Origin of the sequence: Paenibacillus sp. FSL R5-0928, assembly GCF_037970385.1 — a bacterium.
Lineage (GTDB): Bacteria > Bacillota > Bacilli > Paenibacillales > Paenibacillaceae > Paenibacillus_AQ > Paenibacillus_AQ odorifer.
This window is the reverse complement of the sequence record NZ_CP150225.1, coordinates 1,928,046-1,948,755: the sequence shown is the minus strand read 5'-3', so window position 1 is coordinate 1,948,755 and position 20,710 is coordinate 1,928,046. Positions and strand designations below refer to the sequence as shown.

Below are 20,710 nucleotides of genomic sequence, written 5' to 3'. Positions count from 1 at the left end.
GGCCCATCGGACTCAGCAGACCCTATTCGCCGATTTTTCCGACATTTGTTATGCTATCGGACCGCATAGTCTCTATTCGCATGAAAACCAGCAAATATAAGGCCATTTCGAAGCAATAGTGTCTCTGGTGTCCGAAAACTTGCTCAAAACGCTGAAAATTCGCAGATAACGTCAGCTAGGTCCGTAGGGTAGGCGTGTATTGGTAGAGGAATCAGTCGTGTGGGGATCATACAAACCCTAGTTTGTTAGGTAACACTCTCGCGCGTATGAAGATACTATACTGCTTACGCGCCTCGGCCCATCGGACTCCGCAGACCCTATTCGCCGATTTATCCGACATTTGGCATGCTATCGGACCGCATAGTCTCTATTCGCATGAAAACCAGCAAATATAAGGCCATTTCGAAGCAATAGTGTCTCTGGTGTCCGAAAACTTGCTCAAAAGGCTGAAAATTCGCATATAACGTCAGCTGGGTCCGTAAGACTCCCGAGGACGGTCGACGGATTAGATTACGGGTGCGAACAGTGATTGATGAGGTGCGATCAGCGGCAGTGAGGTGCGATCAGCGGCAGTGAGGTGCGATCAGCGGCAGTGAGGTGCGATCAGCGGCAGTGAGGTGCGATCAGCGGCAGTGAGGTGCGATCAGCGGCAGTGAGGTGCGATCAGCGGCAGTGAGGTGCGATCAGCGGCAGTGAGGTGCGATCAGCGGCAGTGAGGTGCGATCAGCGGCAGTGAGGTGCGATCAGCGGCAGTGAGGTGCGATCAGCGGCAGTGAGGTGCGATCAGCGGCAGTGAGGTGCGATCAGCGGCAGTGGAGGCGCGGGCAGCGGCAGCGGAGGCGCGGGCAGCGGCAGCGGAGGCGCGGGCAGCGGCAGCGGAGGCGCGGGCAGCGGCAGCGGAGGCGCGGGCAGCGGCAGCGGAGGCGCGGGCAGCGGCAGCGGAGGCGCGGGCAGCGGCAGCGGAGGCGCGGGCAGCGGCAGCGGAGGCGCGGGCAGCGGCAGCGGAGGCGCGGGCACGGCAGCGGAGGCGCGGGCAGCGGCAGCGGAGGCGCGGGCAGCGGCAGCGGAGGCGCGGGCAGCGGCAGCGGAGGCGCGGGCAGCGGCAGCGGAGGCGCGGGCAGCGGCAGCGGAGGCGCGGGCAGCGGCAGCGGAGGCGCGGGCAGCGGCAGCGGAGGCGCGGGCAGCGGCAGCGGAGGCGCGGGCAGCGGCAGCGGAGGCGCGGGCAGCGGCAGCGGAGGCGCGGGCAGCGGCAGCGGAGGCGCGGGCAGCGGCAGCGGAGGCGCGGGCAGCGGCAGCGGAGGCGCGGGCAGCGGCAGCGGAGGCGCGGGCAGCGGCAGCGGAGGCGCGGGCAGCGGCAGCGGAGGCGCGGGCAGCGGCAGCGGAGTTTACGGTCAGAAGCATAGGAGGCGCAGTCGGCGGTAGCGGAACTTGGGACGTGGGCGAGTGAAGTTGTGCAAGAGGAGCAAGTCACACTAGACCATAAACACAAAAAAGCGGATCCTCCATTAACGGAGGATCCGCTTCTTTGACATTCTATTGCGGCTTCTTGAATAAAGACAAATGGTCTCTTTCCGTAGAAGAGTTACTTACAAAGCCATTTTATAAATCTCAACTACATCTTCACGCTCAAGCTTGCGGAAATTACCAAACGCTCCGAAACGAACAGCCTTGTCAGCCATACTGCCGATCTCGCTGTCATCAATATCATAATCACCAAGTGTCTTCGGCGCACCGATGGAATCCCAGAAATTACGCAGAGCCTCGATACCCTCCAACCCGATTTCTTCATCAGTCTTGCCAGCAGGATCAACTCCGAACACATTTACCGCAAGCTTGCGGAAACGTGCAGGGTTTGTGCTGAGGTTATATTTCATCCATTGCGGGAACAAAATCGCCAAACCTCCGCCATGCGGAATATCGTATACAGCCGATACTGCATGCTCGATATTATGAGTCGCCCAATCTCCGGCAAAACCCATGCTGACCATTCCGTTAAGCGCCATCGTACCGCAGTACATGATGGTCTCACGCAGCTCGTAGTTATTCAGATCTTTGATAAGCTTCGGCGCGGTTTCAATTACAGTGCGCAGCAAAGTTTCACAGAAACCGTCTTGTACCGGTGTATTGCCGTCTGTATGGAAATAGTGCTCCAGAACATGTGACATGATATCCACCATGCCATAAACGGTCTGATCACGTGGCAGAGAAAAAGTGTTCTCTGGATCAAGAATCGAAAATGCCGGGTAGGCATGCACGCTGCCCCAGCCCATTTTTTCCTTAGTAACCTCGTTTGTGATTACAGAGCCGTTATTCATTTCAGATCCCGTAGCAGCCATTGTCAGCACTGTGCCCAGTGGAAGCGCGTCTTGGGCCGCTGCTTTACGCTCTACAAAGTCCCACATATCACCATCATATTTCGCTCCAACAGCAACAGCTTTTGCACAGTCCAATACGCTTCCGCCCCCTACTGCGAGAACAAGGTCAATATTATGCTCCCGGCACAGCTCTACGCCTTTATGTACTGTGGAAAGACGTGGATTGGGTTCTACTCCAGAGAGTTCAGTCACTGTAGCGCCTATTGAACTCAGCTCAGCAACTACTTTATCGTACAAACCACTGCGCTTGATACTGCCACCACCGTACATCAAAAGCACATTTTTACCGTACTTAGGAACCTCCGTCTTCAAGGCTTCAAGGGTACCCTGTCCAAAAATCAGCTTGGTAGGATTATAAAATTCAAATTTACGCATATGTGTAAACCTCCAGTAGTTAATTCATAATGTCTTACTCCTTCGTATTATAAACCTCTGATTACCCGCATTCAAATTAGGTGGCTGGATTTCGTCATTCCGAATAAAAAAAGATGCCCCAAGCCCATAGGCTTGAGGACATCCTTAAATCTAAATTCACTTACTACAAAGCACCGAAGCTAGTTACAAAACGGCGGAAAGCCGCTTGACCTTCTGGAGTCCGTTTGTAAACGCCAGCGTGTTCAAGAATATGCGTAAACTTGATGCCAACTTCGTTCTGCACAATCTTGAGCGCTTCCTCGTGTTGCAGTGCAGTTCCGAATCTCTCCACCAGCTCCTGAATCCAAGCCGCATGCTGCGCAAGAGAATGACTAGGGTCATTCTTCACCGCTTCTAACAGCGCTTGATCTCCTGCAAGAATACCTGCGATGGAATCAAGTTCTTCCTTCAAACGGCCCGGCAGAATCGCCAGTCCCATAACTTCAATCAAGCCGATGTTTTCTTTTTTGATATGATGCATTTCCCGGTGTGGATGAAAAATCCCTTCAGGATATTGCTCATTAGTCCGGTTATTCCGCAGCACAAGATCCATCTCGAAGCTGCCGTCCTCGGCCCGGCGGACGATAGGAGTAACGGTATTATGAGGTTGTACTTCACCGTCAACCTCACTAAAGGCTAGCACTTCCGCCTCTGGATCGCTGTAGGCTTTCCAAGCTTCATAAAGCGCATTTCCGCATTCCAGTAGAACCGCAGGATCTTCACCATTTAAGCGCAATACGGACATCGGCCATTTTACGATATTAATGCTGACACCCGGATAAGAAGCATGTGTAAATGTATCTTCCTTAGGCGCTTTTTGAATCGGGAACGTGTGGCGTCCGCCCTGAAAATGGTCATGCGTCAGAATAGAGCCGCCAACAATCGGCAAGTCTGCATTTGAGCCAATAAAATAATGCGGAAATGATTCCACGAAGCTAAGCAGCCGCTTCAAGGTATCCTTGGTAAGCTTCATTGGCACATGATCATGATGGAATACAATGCAGTGCTCATTGTAATAAACATATGGCGAGTATTGGAAGAACCATTTTTCATTATTCAGGTTAAGCGGAATGATACGCAGGTTCTGGCGCGGCGGATGATTGATCCGTCCGGCATAACCTACATTCTCACGGCACAGCAGACATTTCGGATAGACTGGCGGCGGGAGCAGCCGAGCCATCGCAATTTCCTTCGGATTTTTCTCAGGCTTGGACAAATTGATCGTCATTTCAATGTCTCCGTACGGCGAATCCTGCAGCCAGTAGACATTCTTGGAGATCCGATCCATCCGAATATAGTTCGAATCAATGCTCAATTTATAAAAACGGTCTGTAGCCGCGGAGATGCCTTTTTCAGCAGTCAGACTATAGAATTCAGCATTTACATCCGAAGGACGGGCCATGAGAAGTCCCATAATCTTGGCGTCCAGCAAGTCACGGTAAGTGTCACTATTCTCTGGGATCAATCCGATTTCAAAACCATAATCAATCAGTGCATCGAGTGGAGCCTGCGGCCCTTCCAATGCACTTTGATCGATGTCACCTACAAGCGGCTCACTGAAACCAAACTGTTCGAGCAGCACATTACGGCTATAATCTTCATCGGATGGAGCTATAAGCTGCTGGCGCAGTGCGAACAGAACAAGCTGCTCAATCGCATGTAATGCTATCTGGCCAGCAGGCGTAATCTTATTCTCGTTGTGCATTTTAATTCTCCTTAAGTAGGGTCTCAAGTTCAAGATAAGCTAACCTAAAGTCCCTTATTCTCCGTATCCTTGCGGATTGGCAGAGTGCCAGTTCCATGCACTTTGAATGATATCTTCCAAATCTGCATGCTGCGGGTTCCATCCAAGGACGCTACGCGCTTTGTCGGAGGAAGCTACCAGCACAGCAGGATCGCCGGCACGGCGTTCTTGAATGACTACAGGAATTTCAAGTCCAGTAACCTTCTTCGCCGTTTCAATCACCTGTTTTACCGAGAATCCAAGTCCATTGCCCAGGTTGAAAATATTGCTGCTGCTTCCGCTGCGCAGGTAAGTTACCGCACGAACATGGGCGTCAGCCAGATCGCTGACATGGATGTAGTCGCGCACACAAGTACCGTCTTCTGTAGGATAGTCATCTCCGAAAACAGCGATACTGTCACGTTGCTTCAAAGCCGTTTGCAATACCAGCGGCACCAAATGACTTTCTGGACGATGGTCTTCACCGATTTTGCCACTGGCATGTGCGCCAGCTGCATTGAAGTAACGCAATGCTACATATTTGATGCCCAGTACTTTATCAAACCAAGCCATCATCCGTTCCATGGTCAGCTTAGTTTCTCCATACACATTGGCCGGTTCAGTGCGATCTGTTTCTTCAATCGGCACCTTTTCCGGTTCGCCGTAGGTTGCAGCTGTGGACGAGAATACGATCTTGTTTACGCCAGCTTTTTGCATAGCTTCCAAAAGACACTGTGTACCATATACATTGTTGTCGTAATATTTTACAGGGTCCTTCATGCTTTCTCCGACCAGCGAGCTTGCGGCAAAATGGATAACCGCTTCAATCTCATTTTCAGCGAACAGCTTACCCAGCAGTTCTTTATCACGCAGATCACCTTCGTACAGCTTGCCACCCAGCAACGCCTCACGATGCCCTGTTAGCAGATTGTCGATGACCACCACTTCTTCGCCACGATCCAGCAGCTCCGCTACAGTATGAGACCCAATATACCCTGCTCCACCTGTTACTAAAATCGCCATCTGATTACACTCCCTTCAATTCTTGGACACCATTACCGATGCCGCAAACGTAGAACTCGCCAACCAAACCAGATCTTGTGGTATAGGCTTCACCAACTTCACGAATAAAACGTTCTATATCATCTTCATGTACCAAAGATACTGTACAACCTCCGAAACCCGCGCCAGTCATACGGGAACCGAGTGTACCTGGGATACGTCCAGCTTCTTCAACCATAATATCAAGCTCTGCACAGCTAACTTCATACAAATCGCGCAAGGACGCATGCGAATCATTCATGAACTGTCCAAACTGCTTCAGATCATTGTTTTTTAATACCTCAACGGAATCCAGCACGCGTTGATTCTCTTCCACGACATGGCGAGCGCGGCGTCTTACAATTTCGTCTGTGATTTTATCTTGATGTGCTTCGAACTGTTCACGATTGAGCTGTGCCAGATAAGCTAGCGAAGGCACTTCTTTTTGCAAAATAGCCAATGCTTCATCACACTGCTGACGACGTTCATTGTACTTGGAATCTACAAGCCCTCTGCGTTTGTTCGTGTTGCCGATAACCAATTTGTATGAACCTGTGATGAATGGTACCAAATTGTACTCAAGTGTGTCGCACATCAGCAGGATTGCATGATCGCGTTTGCCGTTAGCAACTGCGAACTGATCCATAATTCCGGAGTTTACACCTACGTACTGATTCTCCGCACGCTGGGACAAAAGTGCAATCTCAACAGTGTCTGTATCGCCGCCTTCGAGAGTCAGGAACGCATAAGCAGTAACGACTTCAAGAGATGCCGAGGAGGACAAGCCTGCTCCATTCGGAATATCGCCATGGAACAGCAGATCGTACCCTTTGGATACCGGGGTGCTTTTCTTATCCAGCTCAACCATTACCCCAATCGGATAGTCAATCCATTCACCAGTTTTGGACTTGCCAATTTCGCTATAATCAATAGAAGCTTCGTAAGGAAAATTAGTCGATGCAAAATTCACTTTGCTGTCACTACGTGGACGCACAATCAGCGTTGTACCGAATTCCAAAGCTGCGGGAAGTACATATCCGCCGTTATAATCCAAGTGCTCTCCGATGAGATTGACACGACCTGGTGCATAAAACACCTTAGCCTCTTCCCCGCTCACCCCATATTTTTCAATAAATTTGTTATTAAGTTCCTGCATGCTCATTAATACCACTCCATCCTTTCGCTGCTTCAGCCAGTGGGAATTAGTAAAGCGTTCTTTATGTACTCATTATAATAGATTCACTCATCCTCTGATAATGCAATCATGTGTGTAATGTATGGATAAATGTGACTTCCCATAATATAATAATTACATATATTACTGTTACTCTCTAAACTATAAGCCATTAAATGACATTAACACAAGAAAGGCTGTCCCAAATGGAGCATACTTATTCCGTAGGATCCAATCCCGTGTATTACGATAAACAGAACCTTCATGTGCTGTTTGCCGGCCAGAGTCAGACACTGCCCATGCATCAAGCTGGACCCAAGATCTATGATTATTATTTGCTGCATTTCATAGAATCTGGCTCGGGCGTTTTCCGTACAGAACATCATAAATATGAGTTGGGTAAAGGAGACTGCTTCTTGATCCATCCGGGACAATTAGTCAGTTACGTCTCTGATAAAGATCAGCCCTGGTGCTATCGCTGGGCAGCATTTACTGGCAGCGAAGCTGACGATCTGGTGCTGCAGACGGGGTTCACACCACAACAACCCGTGGTGACCACAACAGGTGAAAGCCTCATTCCAGGTGCCCTGTCCAGCATCATGCAAGCCTTCAACGCCAACAAAGAAAGTGCCCATCTGACTTCGCTTGGGTATCTCTATCTCATTGTCGGCGAGGCAGCTGATTTGCTCTCTTCCTTCTCCCGTCTTCCCGGAACAGAATCACAGGTTAAGCGTACTGTGAAGCAAATGATCCACTATATGGCTTCTCAATATGCGCACCCGGTCTCTATTGAACAAATGTGTGATACGCTGGGTTATAATCGAGCCTACCTGTCCCGTGTATTTAAGCAAGAGACCGGATTATCTCCGGTGACCTACTTGCTGAAGCTGCGTATTGAAAAGTCCAGACAGCTGCTGCGTGAACGACCGGAGCTGTCCGTGGAACAGGTAGCAGCATCCGTGGGGCTCACCGATGCTTTATACTTCTCTCGCCAATTCAAACGGTTTTGTGCCCAGTCACCGACGGCTTACCGGATGACTACAACGAGACAAGCAGAGAAACCTGAACGTTAGTTTGACCTTTAATTTATAAATCCACCTTACAACAACAGCCCGTCTTCCTTAACTTAAGGAACCGGGCTGTTACTGTGTTCAATACGCTATAGTTCTGTCTTTAGAATCGTTTCAATCCGCTCTAACTCCTCTGGACTGAAATCAGGCTTAGCTAAAGCAGCTATATTCTCTTCAATCTGATCCACTTTGCTTGCTCCAATTAGGGCAGAAGTAACCTTGCCCCCCCGGAGTGTCCAAGCCAGTGCAAACTGAGCCAGACTCTGTCCTCGCGAAACTGCAAGCTGATTAAGTGCGCGAATCCTCCGCTGCACCTCCGGTGTAATCCGGCTCTCATTCAAGGCGGCAGACGGCTTGGCAGCCCTTGACCCCTCTGGAATACCATTCAAGTATTTGTTGGTTAACAAACCTTCAGCCAGGGGTGTAAAAGCGATGCTCCCTACACCACTTTGTTCCAGTACATCCTGTAAGCCGCCCTCAATCCAACGATCGAGCATAGAATAACTAGGCTGATGGATTAAGAGCGGTGTGCCCAGGCTTTTTAGAATGCTGAGGGCTTCAGCCGTCTGCTCCGCATTATAGTTGGATAGTCCTATATATAAAGCTTTGCCAGAACGTACCGCATAATCCAGCGCCTGCATGGTTTCTTCAAGCGGTGTTTCCGGGTCTGGACGATGAGAGTAATAAATATCAACATAATCTAGGCCTAGCCGTTTCAGGCTCTGATCCAGACTAGCCAGCATATATTTACGCGAACCCCATTCGCCATAAGGGCCGGGCCACATGTTATACCCTGCTTTTGTAGAGATCACTATTTCATCACGATAAGGAAACATATCATTGGCAAGAACTTTACCGAACAGCTCTTCTGCTGAACCAGCTGGTGGACCATAGTTATTGGCCAGATCAAAATGGGTAATTCCAAGATCAAAAGCACGAGTGATCATTTCTCTGCCGTTCTCGTAATTATCGATTCCACCAAAATTCTGCCATAATCCTAATGAGATTGCTGGGAGCTTGAGACCTGAGTTCCCGCAACGATTATAACGCATGTTGTCATACCGTTTATCGTCTGCTACATATACCATTGCTTATCCCTGCCTCTCATTACACGCTGTTGTGAGCCTACCTTATCTTTAAACTTCTGAGCGTAATAATAATCTGGCAAGAGAAACCAAAGGACAGCTTTTTCCATCTAGCTTAATAGATCCTTGACACTGCCCATTACTTTTCCAATTCGATCTGTAATCAGCAGATCCGCCCGGTCATCATAAGGTGTGGGATCTCCGTTCAGCAGCACCGTACGTTTGCCACGGAAATAAGTCACCAAACTGGCCGCAGGCTGAACCGTTAGCGAGGTTCCACCAATAATAAGCATATCTGCAGAGGCAATCGCTGCGACAGAGCCCATAAGCACGGAATGATCCAATTCTTCTTCATATAAAACCACATCCGGCTTGATAATTCCGCCACATTCCGGGCAGCGAGGAACGATCTCAGTCATTTCCAGCAGTTGATCCAGCCCGTAATACCGTGAGCAGTCCATACAATAGTTGCGATGGATCGAACCATGCAGCTCAAGTACACTACGGCTACCCGCCTGCTGGTGCAGGCCGTCAATATTTTGCGTAATCACCGCCTTCAGCTTCCCCTGCTGTTCCAATTCCGCTAGTAGCTGGTGCGCACCATTCGGACGGGCCTCTGGATGAATCATTTTACTGCGGTAAAAATCAAAAAAAATGTCCGGTGAGGACATGAAAAAAGTGCGGCTCAGCATCACTTCAGGTGGATAAGGTGAATTGTGCTGAGTTTGATATAATCCAGCTGCGGAGCGGAAATCGGGAATTCCACTCTCTGTCGACGTACCCGCCCCTCCGAAAAAAACGATGTTGTCACTTTCTTTGATCCAAGAAGCAAGTGTCTGCAATTGATCCATACTAAGTAGCACATCCTTTCCTTTTATTAGCTGATCAGTAAGTGATCCGAAGCTCATTAAAACCGGAAATGATTACATCTGCGTCTATAAGGTGCTCCCCATCACCACTGGCGGAAATCCCAATTGCGAGGCGAAGCCCTGCACCTTTACCTAATTGCATATCGGCATTACTGTCCCCAATAATAATCGTCTCTTCAGGCGAAAGCCCTAGCTCCCGGCAGGCCAATTCAGCCATTTCAGGAGCGGGTTTTCCGTTTTTTACCCTGTCCCTAGTAACTACCGAATCAAAATAGCCTGCCACATTAAGCCATTCCAAATGCTCTCCAGTGGTCTTTGCCCCATCGGAGGTAACCACGCCAAGCTTAAGGGATGCCGCAGAGCATTGCTCCAAAAAAGAATAAAGTCCCGCTAAAGGCTGTGCCATACGGCGTCGGCGTAATTCGTACATTGCGTTTTTAGTTATGCTTTTCACACGGGTCAGCGCTTCATTCCAAGGAACTCCTGCTGCATATAGCTGCCACGCGAGTACACCGTAACTTTCTTCCTCTGTAGCCATGGTAAGCGGCCCCGCCGGGTCGTACCCTATTAACTTCCCTTGCGGATCATGTTGCGTACCCAGCACCTTGCTGCGCTCTACAATAAATCCCGCTCCCATGATCGCTAGTTGATCTTCCAGTCCGCGCAGCACAAGCTCCGCCCAATTCCCCCAGGTGGCTAATAGATCGAGTAACGTCCCATCTTTATCAAACAATATTCCAGAGCAGGGAACGCATTCATCGTTAATGTGTAATACTGGCATGAATTGTTTCCTCCCTCTGTTGAATGACCCGTAACTACCTCAGATTTCCCAGCCAATCCAACAGGGCACTTACTGTGCGACTCTGCTGCTCTTGCTCGGATATTGTGGCTTCGCCGTCCCCCTTCTGAGGCCCGTAGCTGCCAAATTGCGCATGATTCCCACCTACAATTGAACTATAAACTGTATTATCTGGCAGATAGGAGCGCCCTTTGTTGTAGCTGTCTCTGTCAATCACTTGATCCTCAGTACCCACAACCGATAACACTGACAAAGTAGTCTCTCGTAGACTGCCCTTTTCATCTGGATAAGAGGCTAAGAAAAATACACCTTCCAGCTGGTCCGTATGCTCAATTGCGTAACGTGAGGCCATGACACCCCCAAGTGAATGTCCACCCAGCACAAAAGATTGTTTCGGATGTACACGAATAATCTCTTCTGCGGCATCCCCCTTCGTTACGGCTAAATTAAACGGCATTTTGGCGATGTAGAAGGGATGCCCTGCAGCAGCGACGCTCTTCGCAAGAGGGGAGTAAGCTTCCGGTTTAACCAAAGCCCCAGGATAAAATATAATCGAGGCGCCTTTAGTAATGGAAGGTTCGAACGAAATCCAATTATCATTCTGTTCGACGGTAACTCCACCACTTGAAATCAGTGCGGTTTCGGCTTCTTGAGCCGGTGCATATGGCGTTAAATACTTCCATAACAGCAACCCGGCTACAACTAAAATAATCAATACAAAAATAGCGACGCGACGCTTAGTTATTCTTCTCTTCAACATGTTCCACTCCCAGATGTTAATGCATATAAAAATTATAGTGGAATCCCTCTATTCTAACAACCTTCAACACATCGCCACATTTCGCACACATGATAACGCTTTCTATTGTGATTTAATTCACAATTAAATCAAAGAAAATCTAGTATTTTAAAATTAAATTAATTTGCATACAGCATAATTTGGAGGCTAAATCATGGTAGGGGAAAACTCGCTGGAAACGCGCGGAGAAACCTTTTTTCTCAACCTGCGTTTTATGCTTATTATCACTGTTTTTGCCGGTAATGCAATTGAACCTCTGATTAACAAAATGAGCGGAATACACGGATTATATATGTGGATTTTCAGCTTTCACATGCCGCTGTTCGTACTGGTGACCGGCTATTTCGCCAGAAAAAGCCTTGCCGGAACTACCGGCCGCAAAATGCTGCTGCAAATTGGATTGCAATACCTCATTTTTCAAAGCTTATATTCCGCACTCGACGTTTCCCTCTTTCATGTAAGCAACATCCAGCATTCCATTTTCGCACCCTATCTGCTCCTATGGTTTCTGGCCAGTCATGCCTGCTGGCGCCTCCTGATGCTCGGAATGAGCAGATGGTCAATAACCGCTAAGCTCCTCTTCGCTGTAACAGCGGGGGTGGCTGTGGGATATCTCCAGCTGGACGGTGTATGGTTTAGCATCAGCCGTACCTTTGTATATTTGCCTTTTTTCATTATCGGCTATCATTTCTCCTTCGAAACCTTCGTCAAGCTCTATCAGAAATATATCAAAATCTTTGCAGCAGCAGCCTCCGTTCTACTCCTTGCCATCATGGCTACATGGGGAGCAGGATTTCCCTTTGGCTGGTTATATGGCAACATGACCTATATGCAGCTTGATGCCAATGTATGGTATGCAGGCGTATACCGCCTGGGACTGTACGGACTACAAATTGTCGCTTCACTCGCTTTCCTCGGTCTTGTACCTTACGGAGCGAGCCGCATGACCGACTGGGGACGCCGCACGTTGTATGTCTTCCTGCTTCATGGTTTTATCGTTCGTCTGGCTGCCGTTTCTGGGATTTACACCTATATTGGCAATGCTGCTGGGGCAGTAGTCCTGCTGCTCACCGCCGTATTATTCACCGTATTGCTGGCTCAGCCGTCAGTTAAACGGCTCTTTCACCCGCTGGTTGAGCCGTCCGTTGACTGGATGATCACCCTTCAGCGTGCCGCCCTACGCCGCACACTCTGATTTTACATCCAGAACAAACAAAGCAAGGCGGTTCCCTGGATACGAAGATTCGTTTCCGAGGAACCGCCTTGCTTTGTTCATCTCCTAAGCTAAAGTTCTACTTCATCCTGGTCCATGGTATATTTCACCTTCATCATAATATGTTGTTCATAATCGCCAAACTGACGCCCGAACAGGTTAAGTCCGCCTTGATGAACTGCATCAGGGTTGATTCCAATGCGCAGCCGCAATTTGGGGCTCCGGTTAATCAGAAGATCATTTAAGGAAACATTCGACACCTTCTCCATATCAAGTGTCGTCTTTTCATGGTCAACACGCCAGGTCTTGAGAAACCCGTATTGTGTGGATCCATCCCACCACCAGTTCGGATTCAGCTTGCCCCGCCGGTCACCGAAATCACCGGGACTGGTCCACATGCCGATCTCCGATCCATTCACCCACACGGAAATGTTCGAAGGCCAGTTCTGGTCATAATTCGGAGCTTCCGAACAGATCTCCATGGATAATTCCAGCGATTCAATTTGTGCTCCGGAGGGGATATCCATAGGCAGCAAATATTCCAGGAATCCTTTGCGGAGCCAGATCAGCTGAGCGTTGACATGTTTAGGGTGATAAAAGCTCGACGGTTCATCTTCTTTGATAATAAGACCCTCGCTATTAGCCATTCCGCAAGTAGGAGATACCTCACAGTCGCTATAATGACCGATCGGCATCTCTACTTCATAGACATGAGTTAATCCCTTTGGCATCGGCTCTTTTAAATTCAAGGCAATATGAAGATCATCATAATTCCGGCTGCAAACTTTCATCGCCCCGCGTGAAGCCGGAAGCAATTCTGTATGAATTAACTCTGCTGCTTCTAATACTTTAATATTGCTTGCTACCGTCGACACTGGAAGCTTCAGCCTCTCAGCGATTTCAATAATATTTAAGTTTTTGGAGTTTAAGAGCCGAAGTATATCAACCCTAGAACGGGTTGATAAAGCATGCGTTACTGTGACTAATTTTTCCGGGTCGTTTAAGCTAAGTTCCAGCACAAATCAGCTCTCCTTGTATCCTAATAATTATCCTAATCTTACTTCTTAATGAGATGAAAAACAATTACAACTACAGGCCCTTTCACCTAGAAATGACCTCCGGAAAACCGGAAGCCATCTCGTAGGTCTCTTAGGTTTGTTCGATTCACAATGGCTTAATATCAATGAAATCAATTTCTCCGTAACCTTCGCCTTTGGTAAAACGAAGCTTGTTTATGCCTGCCTTCAGTTGAATCCGGGCTGTGGACAGCCCCCAATTCTCCCACCCTTTATTGGTGATATAGAATGGTCCGGAAGGTCCTGCATTGACACTAAGCTGAAAATTCGACCAATTCCCGCCAGCCGTTCCATTCGCCGTTCGAGCCAAAAGAATATACTCGCCTGCGGCTGCCGCATCAACCGAAAATTCTACGTAACTGTCCGGCGTATCAATATGACCCGCCTTAAGCCCACCCGAGCCCTTGGGACTCGAAGAGGCATAGGCATCGCCGCCAAATGTCCCTTTTTCCGCTTCGTAGCGGGTATGCATGTTTTCACCTGAAGGCAAAGTTATAGGAAGATTAGGGTCAACGGGAATGCCCAGATTAGGTGTATGATCAGCATTCCAGCTGAATTTCTGCATCCGTACCTCGCGGTTCCAGCCAGCGTTGTTGTATTTGGCGACATGGTACATGATCCAATCCTCTTGGCCGTCAGGAGACTTAGTAAACGAATGGTGTCCAGGTCCGTAAAGTCCATTGCCTGAGGAAAAGATAGGCTGATTGCGTTTATTCCATGATGCCGGATTCAACAGATCACTGGAGATGTCTGCGGTGATCAGTCCCAGACAATAATCATTAGTCCAGCTTCCACTTGCCGAGTAGACCAAACTAATGACTTCTCCATTTATAATCACCTGCGGTCCTTCATTCACATTTGGGGAATGATTCGTTTCCCAGCTATACGTTGGTCTTGAAATTTCTACGCGTTCGGAATCAATGGTCCAGGGATTACTCATATGCGCGATATAGAGATTCTGCCGCACATTAACATTCCCCTCCCAGCCGGACCAGATAAAATACAGCTCGCCGTTCACTTGCAGCACAGTACCGTCTATAGCCCACTTATTGCTTGAATCTGTGATCTGGCCTTTGTACTGCCAAGTTCCCTGCATCGGGTCTGCCGCTGTGTTCTCCATTACATACATGCGGTGGTTTACGTTATCTCCGTCGTCCATCGCATAGTAGATATACCAAGCTCCGTTTATATAATGTAGCTCAGGCGCCCAGATGCCGCTACCGCCCGTGTTGATAACTTTAGTAGGCGCTGCATCAATAGTGGTCAACTGGGCTGACTTCCAGAGAGTAACATTGCCACCTGTTGTTTTGGTGAAATAATAGAAGCCATCTGTATGTTTATACACCCATGGGTCCGCCCCGTCCTGCATAACCACGTTGTAAAAGTCATTATGATCAGAGACTGCAAGGGTCACCTTCCCCATTGGAAGAATAAGAAGAACACTTAAGGCGACCAGACATTTTTGCCGGAAATTCACTTTCATAATCTATCACATTCCTTTCGAATGAATAGTTACGTAGCGCCTCTAATCTTCAATTGCAGCCTTCCGTGCATTGATGCGGCGGATACGGTCAGGATCGAACTTCGGCTGTCTGTCATAAGTATACAGTCCATTAACTTCCTGCTCCACATCGTACAGCTGGGTATAGCAGAATCCAAACATCAGCGGATGATCTAATAGAACATTCGTCAACCCCTCGTAGCGTTCGATAAACATTTGCTCTGAGGTCGGTCTGTCCCCATACCCCCATGATTTTTCATCTTTCTGCTGTGGGTTCCACCAAATTCCGCCATATTCGCTGATGAAGTAAGGTTGACCTTCATACGTTTGGCGATCCGGGAAGGTATTGAATACTTCGCCGCCATGCTTCATCGGTTCATATCTGTCCCGGAACGTCTGCGGATTCTGGTCATAGTCATGAAGATCGAAGATATCTGTAGCCACATGGAAGTTACCGCTTGTATCAATTACGGGACGTGTTGGATCCATACGTTTTGTTACGTCGTAAACAATCTGTAGCACGGCGTTATGCTGCTTCACACCGTCCCGATCCCAGGTCTCATTAAAAGGGCACCAGCCGATCAGCGCGGGATGATTGAAATCACGCTGCATACCTTCGAGCCATTCCGGCAGGAAGTGAGACAGGCTATCCGCTCCAGTAATATTCAGCCCCCAATTGGCATGTTCTCCCCAGACAAGATAACCTAATTGGTCAGCCCAATAAAGATAACGCGGCTCAAAGATCTTCTCGTGAAGTCTCGCGCCATTGAAGCCAAGCCCCATTGAGATTTCGATGTCTCTGCGCAGATCTTCATCAGTAGGAGCGGTATAGATTCCCTCCGGATAAAAACCTTGATCCAGTACTAACCGCTGAAATAAGGATTTCCCATTGATCCGGAATGCCATCCCATCCAGTCGTACCGTGCGGAGTCCAAAATAAGAATGGACCACATCACTCTCCCGTCCCTGACAATGCAAGGATAACTTCAGGTCATACAATCTGGCGTTTCCAACTTCCCATAAGTGAATCTCTGACAGTGGAATCGTAAGTTTTATAGAGGGCCCGGAAACAATCACACTGCTGTCCCCGACGGGTTTGCCGCCATAAAGAGCAGTAGCGCTAAGCGTGTCCCCCGCAACGTTCCCTTGTACCTTCATTTCGAGGTGCACACAGCCATTGTCGGGATCAGCGACAACTTTCAGATTAGACAGATAGGTCTCAGGCACTTGCTCAAGCCATACCGTCTGCCAGATTCCTGTAGTGCGTGTATAGTCGCAGCCGTGCGAATGGAACTGTTCACTCTGCTTGCCCCGCGGCTGTCGCCCCGATCGAACGTCGTCTTCAGCATATACAGTAATCACATTACCGCCCGCTAAAAGATTAGAAGTAATATCAAAGCTAAACGGAGTATATCCTCCGCGATGCGTACCTACGGATACGCCGTTCACCCAGACCTCCGCCATATAATCAACGGCGCCAAAATGAAGGATAACTCTGCCATTTGTCCAGTTCTCCGGCACGGTAAACTCCCTTTTATACCATACAGCAGCCATAAAATCTTTGTATTCTACGCCGGACAGCCTGCTTTCCGGACAGAAGGGCACAGTAATTGTCCCTGAGAAATTATGTTCGTTAACAGGGTATCCGCGTTCCTTCCCACTTTTGCCATGATCAATTTCGAATTGCCACTGGCCGTTCAGATTGATCCACTCTGGTCGAACAAAGTCAGGGCGGGGATATTCAGGACGCGGAAGCGTTGCTTGTTGTGTCATGGTGTAACTCCTTTTAATAAATGTTATTTATTTGATATGCATCATGATGTTGCGGATCGCTTCAAGCGGAGCTTTGGGCTGTCTATCATAGGTGAGCAGTCCGTTGATTTCCTGCTCGACATCCGTCAGCTGGGTATAGCAATAACCTTGGATCACCGGGGAAGTGAACATCGGGTCAACCACAGCCTTGAGCTTCATCAGGAAATCCTCTTCGTTCTCTGCCCCAGAATAACCCCAGCCCTCCCACTCACTTTTCTTGAAGGCAATTCCACCAAACTCGGATACGAGAATCGGCTGGCCTTGATACGAAGCTCCACCGACAAATATTTTGCGGTTGGCCGGCATCGCATTTACAGAAGATTCAGCCGTGGCGTATCTATCCTCCAGCACTTCCTGATGGCTCTCATAGTCATGAATAGTCACCAAATCTGTAGTCATATGCTCCCACCCATCGTTATACACAACAGGTCTCATCTCATCCAAGGATTTCGTTAAATGATACATTGCCAATCCGTGCTGCTGCTGGCGTGTATCAATCTGGACATTGGGAACCCCCCAACTCTCATTAAGCGGAACCCAGGTCACGATACAAGGATGGTTATAGTCGCGCTCGATGATCTCCTGCCATTCCTTCGTGAAGCGGCGGACATACTCCTCGGAATATTCGTAAGCATTGGCTGCCTCACTCCATACCAGCAGGCCGAGCTTATCACACCAATACAGGAACCGGGGATCTTCTGTCTTCTGATGTTTCCTCACCCCGTTAAAGCCCATTTCCTTCGTCAGCTGGGCATCACGTTTCAGCTCTTCGTCTGTAGGTGCGGTTAGTATCCCGTCAGGGAAGTACCCCTGATCCAGCACCAGTCTCTGGAAATATGGGCGGTTATTCAAGCATAGCTTGCCATTTTCAATCGACACCTTGCGCATGCCGAAATAACTCGCCGCTTCATCAATTACTTCCTCATTCCGAAGCAATTGGAATTGAATATCATACAAATTCGGATGCTCAGGGCTCCATAAACGTCCAAGACCATGATCCGCAAAATCCCCCAAGCCGATAGCCCGCAGCTGCTCTGCATTCTTGAGCATATATTGATCCTCTGCGATCACTTCACCGTCATACGATACCGTTATGCGCAGCTTGAGCGGATCAGCAGACTTAAATCCTTGCAGAAAGGTCCGAAGCCGGATTTCATTGCGGTCAATATCTGGTGTCATCATAGTTTTACTCAGATGCACTGCAGACAGCGGTTCAAGCCAGACACTCTGCCAGATTCCGGTTGTGCGGGTATAAAAGATGGCAGCAGACTGTTCCAGCCAATATTGCTTGCCCCGCGGCAAGGTGACATCGCGGCTGAAATCCTCTGCGCGCAGTATAATGGTATTATTTCCTTTGATCAGCGAAGGAGTGATATCGGCCTGAAATGGCGTATGTCCGCCTTCATGCACGGCCACCAGCTGACCATTCACCCAGACTTTTGCCAAATAATCAACGGCGCCGAAATGGAGGACAATCCGCTTCCCGTTCCAACCCTCAGGAACTTCGAAAGTTCTTCTATACCACACAACATCATGAAATGAAGGATCTTCAATTCCGCTCAGCTTGCTCTGAAACGCAAAGGGCACTTGAATAACCCGTGAAAATAAACCCTTTGCGTCCGCCCGATACCATTGTTCTTCCTCACCGACATCTTCATCATCAAACGTAAAATCCCATTCTCCATTTAGGCTAAGCCAATCCTTACGGGCAAATTGGGGTCTTGGATATTCTGGACGTGGAACGGATGTGCTGCTTGCTTCTGTCAACATGGTGTACTTCACTCCTATTAAATAATTTCTATATAAGATGAACTTGTTTTTTTGCCCGCTATCCTTTAATCGAACCTACGTAAACACCTTTAACAAAATATTTTTGCAAGAAAGGATATACCATTAATATAGGAAGCGTAGAAACGACAATCGCGCAATACTTAACCAGCTCGCGGAATGCCGTCTGGCTCTGGGCGCTATCGATGACTACCCCGCCTGCACTGCCGATCGAGGTTGCGGTTGCATCATTAGCTACTAATATTTCTTTCATTAATAGCTGCAGCGGGAACAGCTGTCTGTCCTTCAACAACACCATCGCATTAAACCATGAGTTCCAGTTCCCCACTAAATAGTATAAAAAGATTACGGCCAGCGTAGCTTTGGACAGCGGTAGAATCACATTCGTTAAAATATGGGCCTGACTTGCCCCGTCAATAGTAGCCGCCTCTTCCAATTCCTGCGGAATGGCTTGAAAGCTAGTTCGTAAAATAATAATGTTCCATGTGCTTAAAGCACTTGGCAAAATCATGGCCCACAAATTATTGTACAAACCAATATCCTTCATTAATAAGAACCAAGGAATCAACCCGCCACCAAAGAACATGGTGATTGTAATCAGGATCATGATGAAGTTTTTAAAATACAAACCTCGTCTGGACAATACATAAGCTCCCAGAATGGTCATGATCATGTTGACTAATGTGCCTAACCCTACATATATAATCGTGTTTTTATAGCCGTTGATCAGACTGTTATCTTTAAACACCAGCTTATAGCCATCCAAAGTGAACCCCAGCGGTTTCAGCAAAATCCCTTTATGAGCAATCAACATGCCGGGGTCGCTGACGGAAGCAAACAGGATATGCAGGATCGGATAAAAACACACCAAGGTTAATGCGGTCAGCAGAGTATAAAGCGTGCCGTCAAACACTCTGTCGCCGATGGATTTATGTTTTCGTCTTTTTTTCGTTTTACGCTGCAAATTATCTTTCATAGCTGTCCCTCTTTCTTACCATAAGCTGACCTCGGACCTGCGTTTGGCTATTGTATTTGTCATCCAGAGCAGCCCGAAGTTAACGATTGAGCTGACCAAGCCCACAGCCGTAGAATAACTAAGACTGGCTTCTCTTAAACCGCGACGATAAACATAAGAGGCAATAACATCCGCCGTATCATAGATCAGAGGATTGTACAGCAGGATAATCTTCTCGTACCCGGATGACATCAACCCGCCGATGGCAAAAATAAACAGAATGATGATAACTGGGCTGATCTGCGGCAGCGTAATATGCCACATTTTTTTAATCCGTCCCACTCCGTCAATTTCAGCAGCTTCATATAATGAAGTATCGATGGAACTCATCGCCGCAAGGTAGATGATGCTATCCCAGCCGATGCTCTGCCAAATGCCGGAGAAGGTATAAATCGGCCGGAAGAACGAAGAGTAGCCGAGCAGTGAAGAGTACTCTTTTCCGGTAATAAATTGCAGGATTTGCGTGATAATCCCTTCATCTGCGGCAAAGATATGAATGATCCCGCATACCACCACCAGGGAAATAAAGTGCGGCATATAGGTGATCGTTTGGACCACTTTTTTAAACTTAACCCCACGGATTTCGTTCAGCATCAAGGACAGAATAATCGGGGCTGTAAATCCAAAGGCAATCCCCCAAACATTGAGGAGAAGGGTGTTTTTAACGACCCGCCAGAAATAAGGCCCTTGGAAAAAATCAATAAAGTGCTTAAACCCTACCCACTCGCTCTGGCCAAACCCCAGCAGGGGTTTAAAATCCTTGAAGGCGATCATAACCCCCCACATCGGCCCGTAGCAGAAAATCAGGAACCATGCTACAACAGGGACGGCCAACAGATAGACAAACCAGTTCTTTTTCAAATCCTTCTTAATCACTAGCTTGGTATTTTTAGGTTTGGCGTCCTGAGGAGTGGGCTTTATCGCTCTGTTTTTTCGTAACATTTCCATAAAACAAC

Annotated in this window: 16 protein-coding genes; 2 read left to right on the top strand and 14 right to left on the bottom strand. The window is 48.3% G+C overall.

Going from position 1 to position 20,710, the window contains the following annotated elements; translation table 11 throughout:
- Positions 1-1,586 precede the first annotated feature (1,586 nt).
- The 4 genes from MKZ16_RS08340 to MKZ16_RS08325 all read right to left on the bottom strand — a co-directional run bounded on the left by MKZ16_RS08340 (position 1,587) and on the right by MKZ16_RS08325 (position 6,715).
- Positions 1,587-2,750: an iron-containing alcohol dehydrogenase gene (locus MKZ16_RS08340; RefSeq protein WP_076104936.1), complete on the bottom strand. Its 1,164-nt coding sequence runs from the start codon at positions 2,748-2,750 to the stop codon at positions 1,587-1,589.
- 163 nt (positions 2,751-2,913) lie between these two features.
- Positions 2,914-4,494, bottom strand: coding sequence for a UDP-glucose--hexose-1-phosphate uridylyltransferase (locus MKZ16_RS08335; protein ID WP_076104935.1), 1,581 nt, complete (start codon positions 4,492-4,494; stop codon positions 2,914-2,916).
- A gap of 54 nt (positions 4,495-4,548) precedes the next feature.
- Positions 4,549-5,535 carry a UDP-glucose 4-epimerase GalE gene (gene galE, locus MKZ16_RS08330; protein WP_036680993.1) on the bottom strand — a complete coding sequence of 329 codons (987 nt, stop codon included), beginning with the start codon at positions 5,533-5,535 and terminating at the stop codon, positions 4,549-4,551.
- Positions 5,536-5,539: 4 nt separating this feature from the next.
- A complete protein-coding gene (locus tag MKZ16_RS08325; protein ID WP_076104934.1) occupies positions 5,540-6,715 on the bottom strand; it encodes a galactokinase in 1,176 nt (391 codons plus the stop codon).
- Positions 6,716-6,903: 188 nt separating this feature from the next.
- Between MKZ16_RS08325 and MKZ16_RS08320 the strand changes: the two genes are divergently transcribed.
- Positions 6,904-7,800, top strand: a complete 897-nt coding sequence (locus tag MKZ16_RS08320) for an AraC family transcriptional regulator (protein WP_249267705.1) — start codon at positions 6,904-6,906, stop codon at positions 7,798-7,800.
- 86 nt (positions 7,801-7,886) lie between these two features.
- Here the strand turns inward: MKZ16_RS08320 and mgrA are convergent, their stop codons facing one another.
- The 4 genes from mgrA to MKZ16_RS08300 form a co-directional block, all read right to left on the bottom strand.
- Complete coding sequence (gene mgrA, locus MKZ16_RS08315) at positions 7,887-8,885, bottom strand: L-glyceraldehyde 3-phosphate reductase (protein ID WP_076104933.1); 999 nt, start codon at positions 8,883-8,885, stop codon at positions 7,887-7,889.
- Positions 8,886-8,992: 107 nt separating this feature from the next.
- Positions 8,993-9,733 carry an NAD-dependent protein deacylase gene (locus MKZ16_RS08310; RefSeq protein WP_076104932.1) on the bottom strand — a complete coding sequence of 247 codons (741 nt, stop codon included), beginning with the start codon at positions 9,731-9,733 and terminating at the stop codon, positions 8,993-8,995.
- 34 nt (positions 9,734-9,767) lie between these two features.
- Complete coding sequence (locus MKZ16_RS08305) at positions 9,768-10,532, bottom strand: HAD-IA family hydrolase (RefSeq protein WP_076104931.1); 765 nt, start codon at positions 10,530-10,532, stop codon at positions 9,768-9,770.
- Between the two features lie 34 nt (positions 10,533-10,566).
- Complete coding sequence (locus MKZ16_RS08300; protein ID WP_076104930.1) at positions 10,567-11,310, bottom strand: alpha/beta hydrolase; 744 nt, start codon at positions 11,308-11,310, stop codon at positions 10,567-10,569.
- Positions 11,311-11,503: 193 nt separating this feature from the next.
- Between MKZ16_RS08300 and MKZ16_RS08295 the strand changes: the two genes are divergently transcribed.
- Complete coding sequence (locus tag MKZ16_RS08295; protein ID WP_036680982.1) at positions 11,504-12,544, top strand: fucose 4-O-acetylase; 1,041 nt, start codon at positions 11,504-11,506, stop codon at positions 12,542-12,544.
- Between the two features lie 89 nt (positions 12,545-12,633).
- Here MKZ16_RS08295 and MKZ16_RS08290 read toward each other — a convergent pair whose 3' ends face one another.
- From MKZ16_RS08290 to MKZ16_RS08265, 6 genes are all read right to left on the bottom strand, one after another.
- Positions 12,634-13,581 (bottom strand): ArsR family transcriptional regulator, encoded by a 948-nt coding sequence (locus MKZ16_RS08290; RefSeq protein WP_036680981.1) that lies wholly within the window; start codon positions 13,579-13,581, stop codon positions 12,634-12,636.
- Between the two features lie 145 nt (positions 13,582-13,726).
- Positions 13,727-15,121 (bottom strand): family 43 glycosylhydrolase, encoded by a 1,395-nt coding sequence (locus MKZ16_RS08285; RefSeq protein ID WP_076104929.1) that lies wholly within the window; start codon positions 15,119-15,121, stop codon positions 13,727-13,729.
- Between the two features lie 42 nt (positions 15,122-15,163).
- The gene (locus MKZ16_RS08280; RefSeq protein ID WP_076104928.1) at positions 15,164-16,912 is read right to left on the bottom strand and encodes a sugar-binding domain-containing protein; all 1,749 of its coding nucleotides are present in this window, start codon (positions 16,910-16,912) and stop codon (positions 15,164-15,166) included.
- A 27-nt stretch (positions 16,913-16,939) separates the two neighbouring features.
- On the bottom strand, positions 16,940-18,721 hold the full coding sequence (locus MKZ16_RS08275; protein WP_076104927.1) for a glycoside hydrolase family 2: 1,782 nt from the start codon (positions 18,719-18,721) through the stop codon (positions 16,940-16,942).
- A gap of 58 nt (positions 18,722-18,779) precedes the next feature.
- A complete protein-coding gene (locus MKZ16_RS08270; protein ID WP_036680976.1) occupies positions 18,780-19,715 on the bottom strand; it encodes a carbohydrate ABC transporter permease in 936 nt (311 codons plus the stop codon).
- Between the two features lie 15 nt (positions 19,716-19,730).
- On the bottom strand, positions 19,731-20,702 hold the full coding sequence (locus MKZ16_RS08265) for an ABC transporter permease subunit (RefSeq protein WP_038569527.1): 972 nt from the start codon (positions 20,700-20,702) through the stop codon (positions 19,731-19,733).
- Between the last annotated feature and the right edge of the window lie 8 nt (positions 20,703-20,710).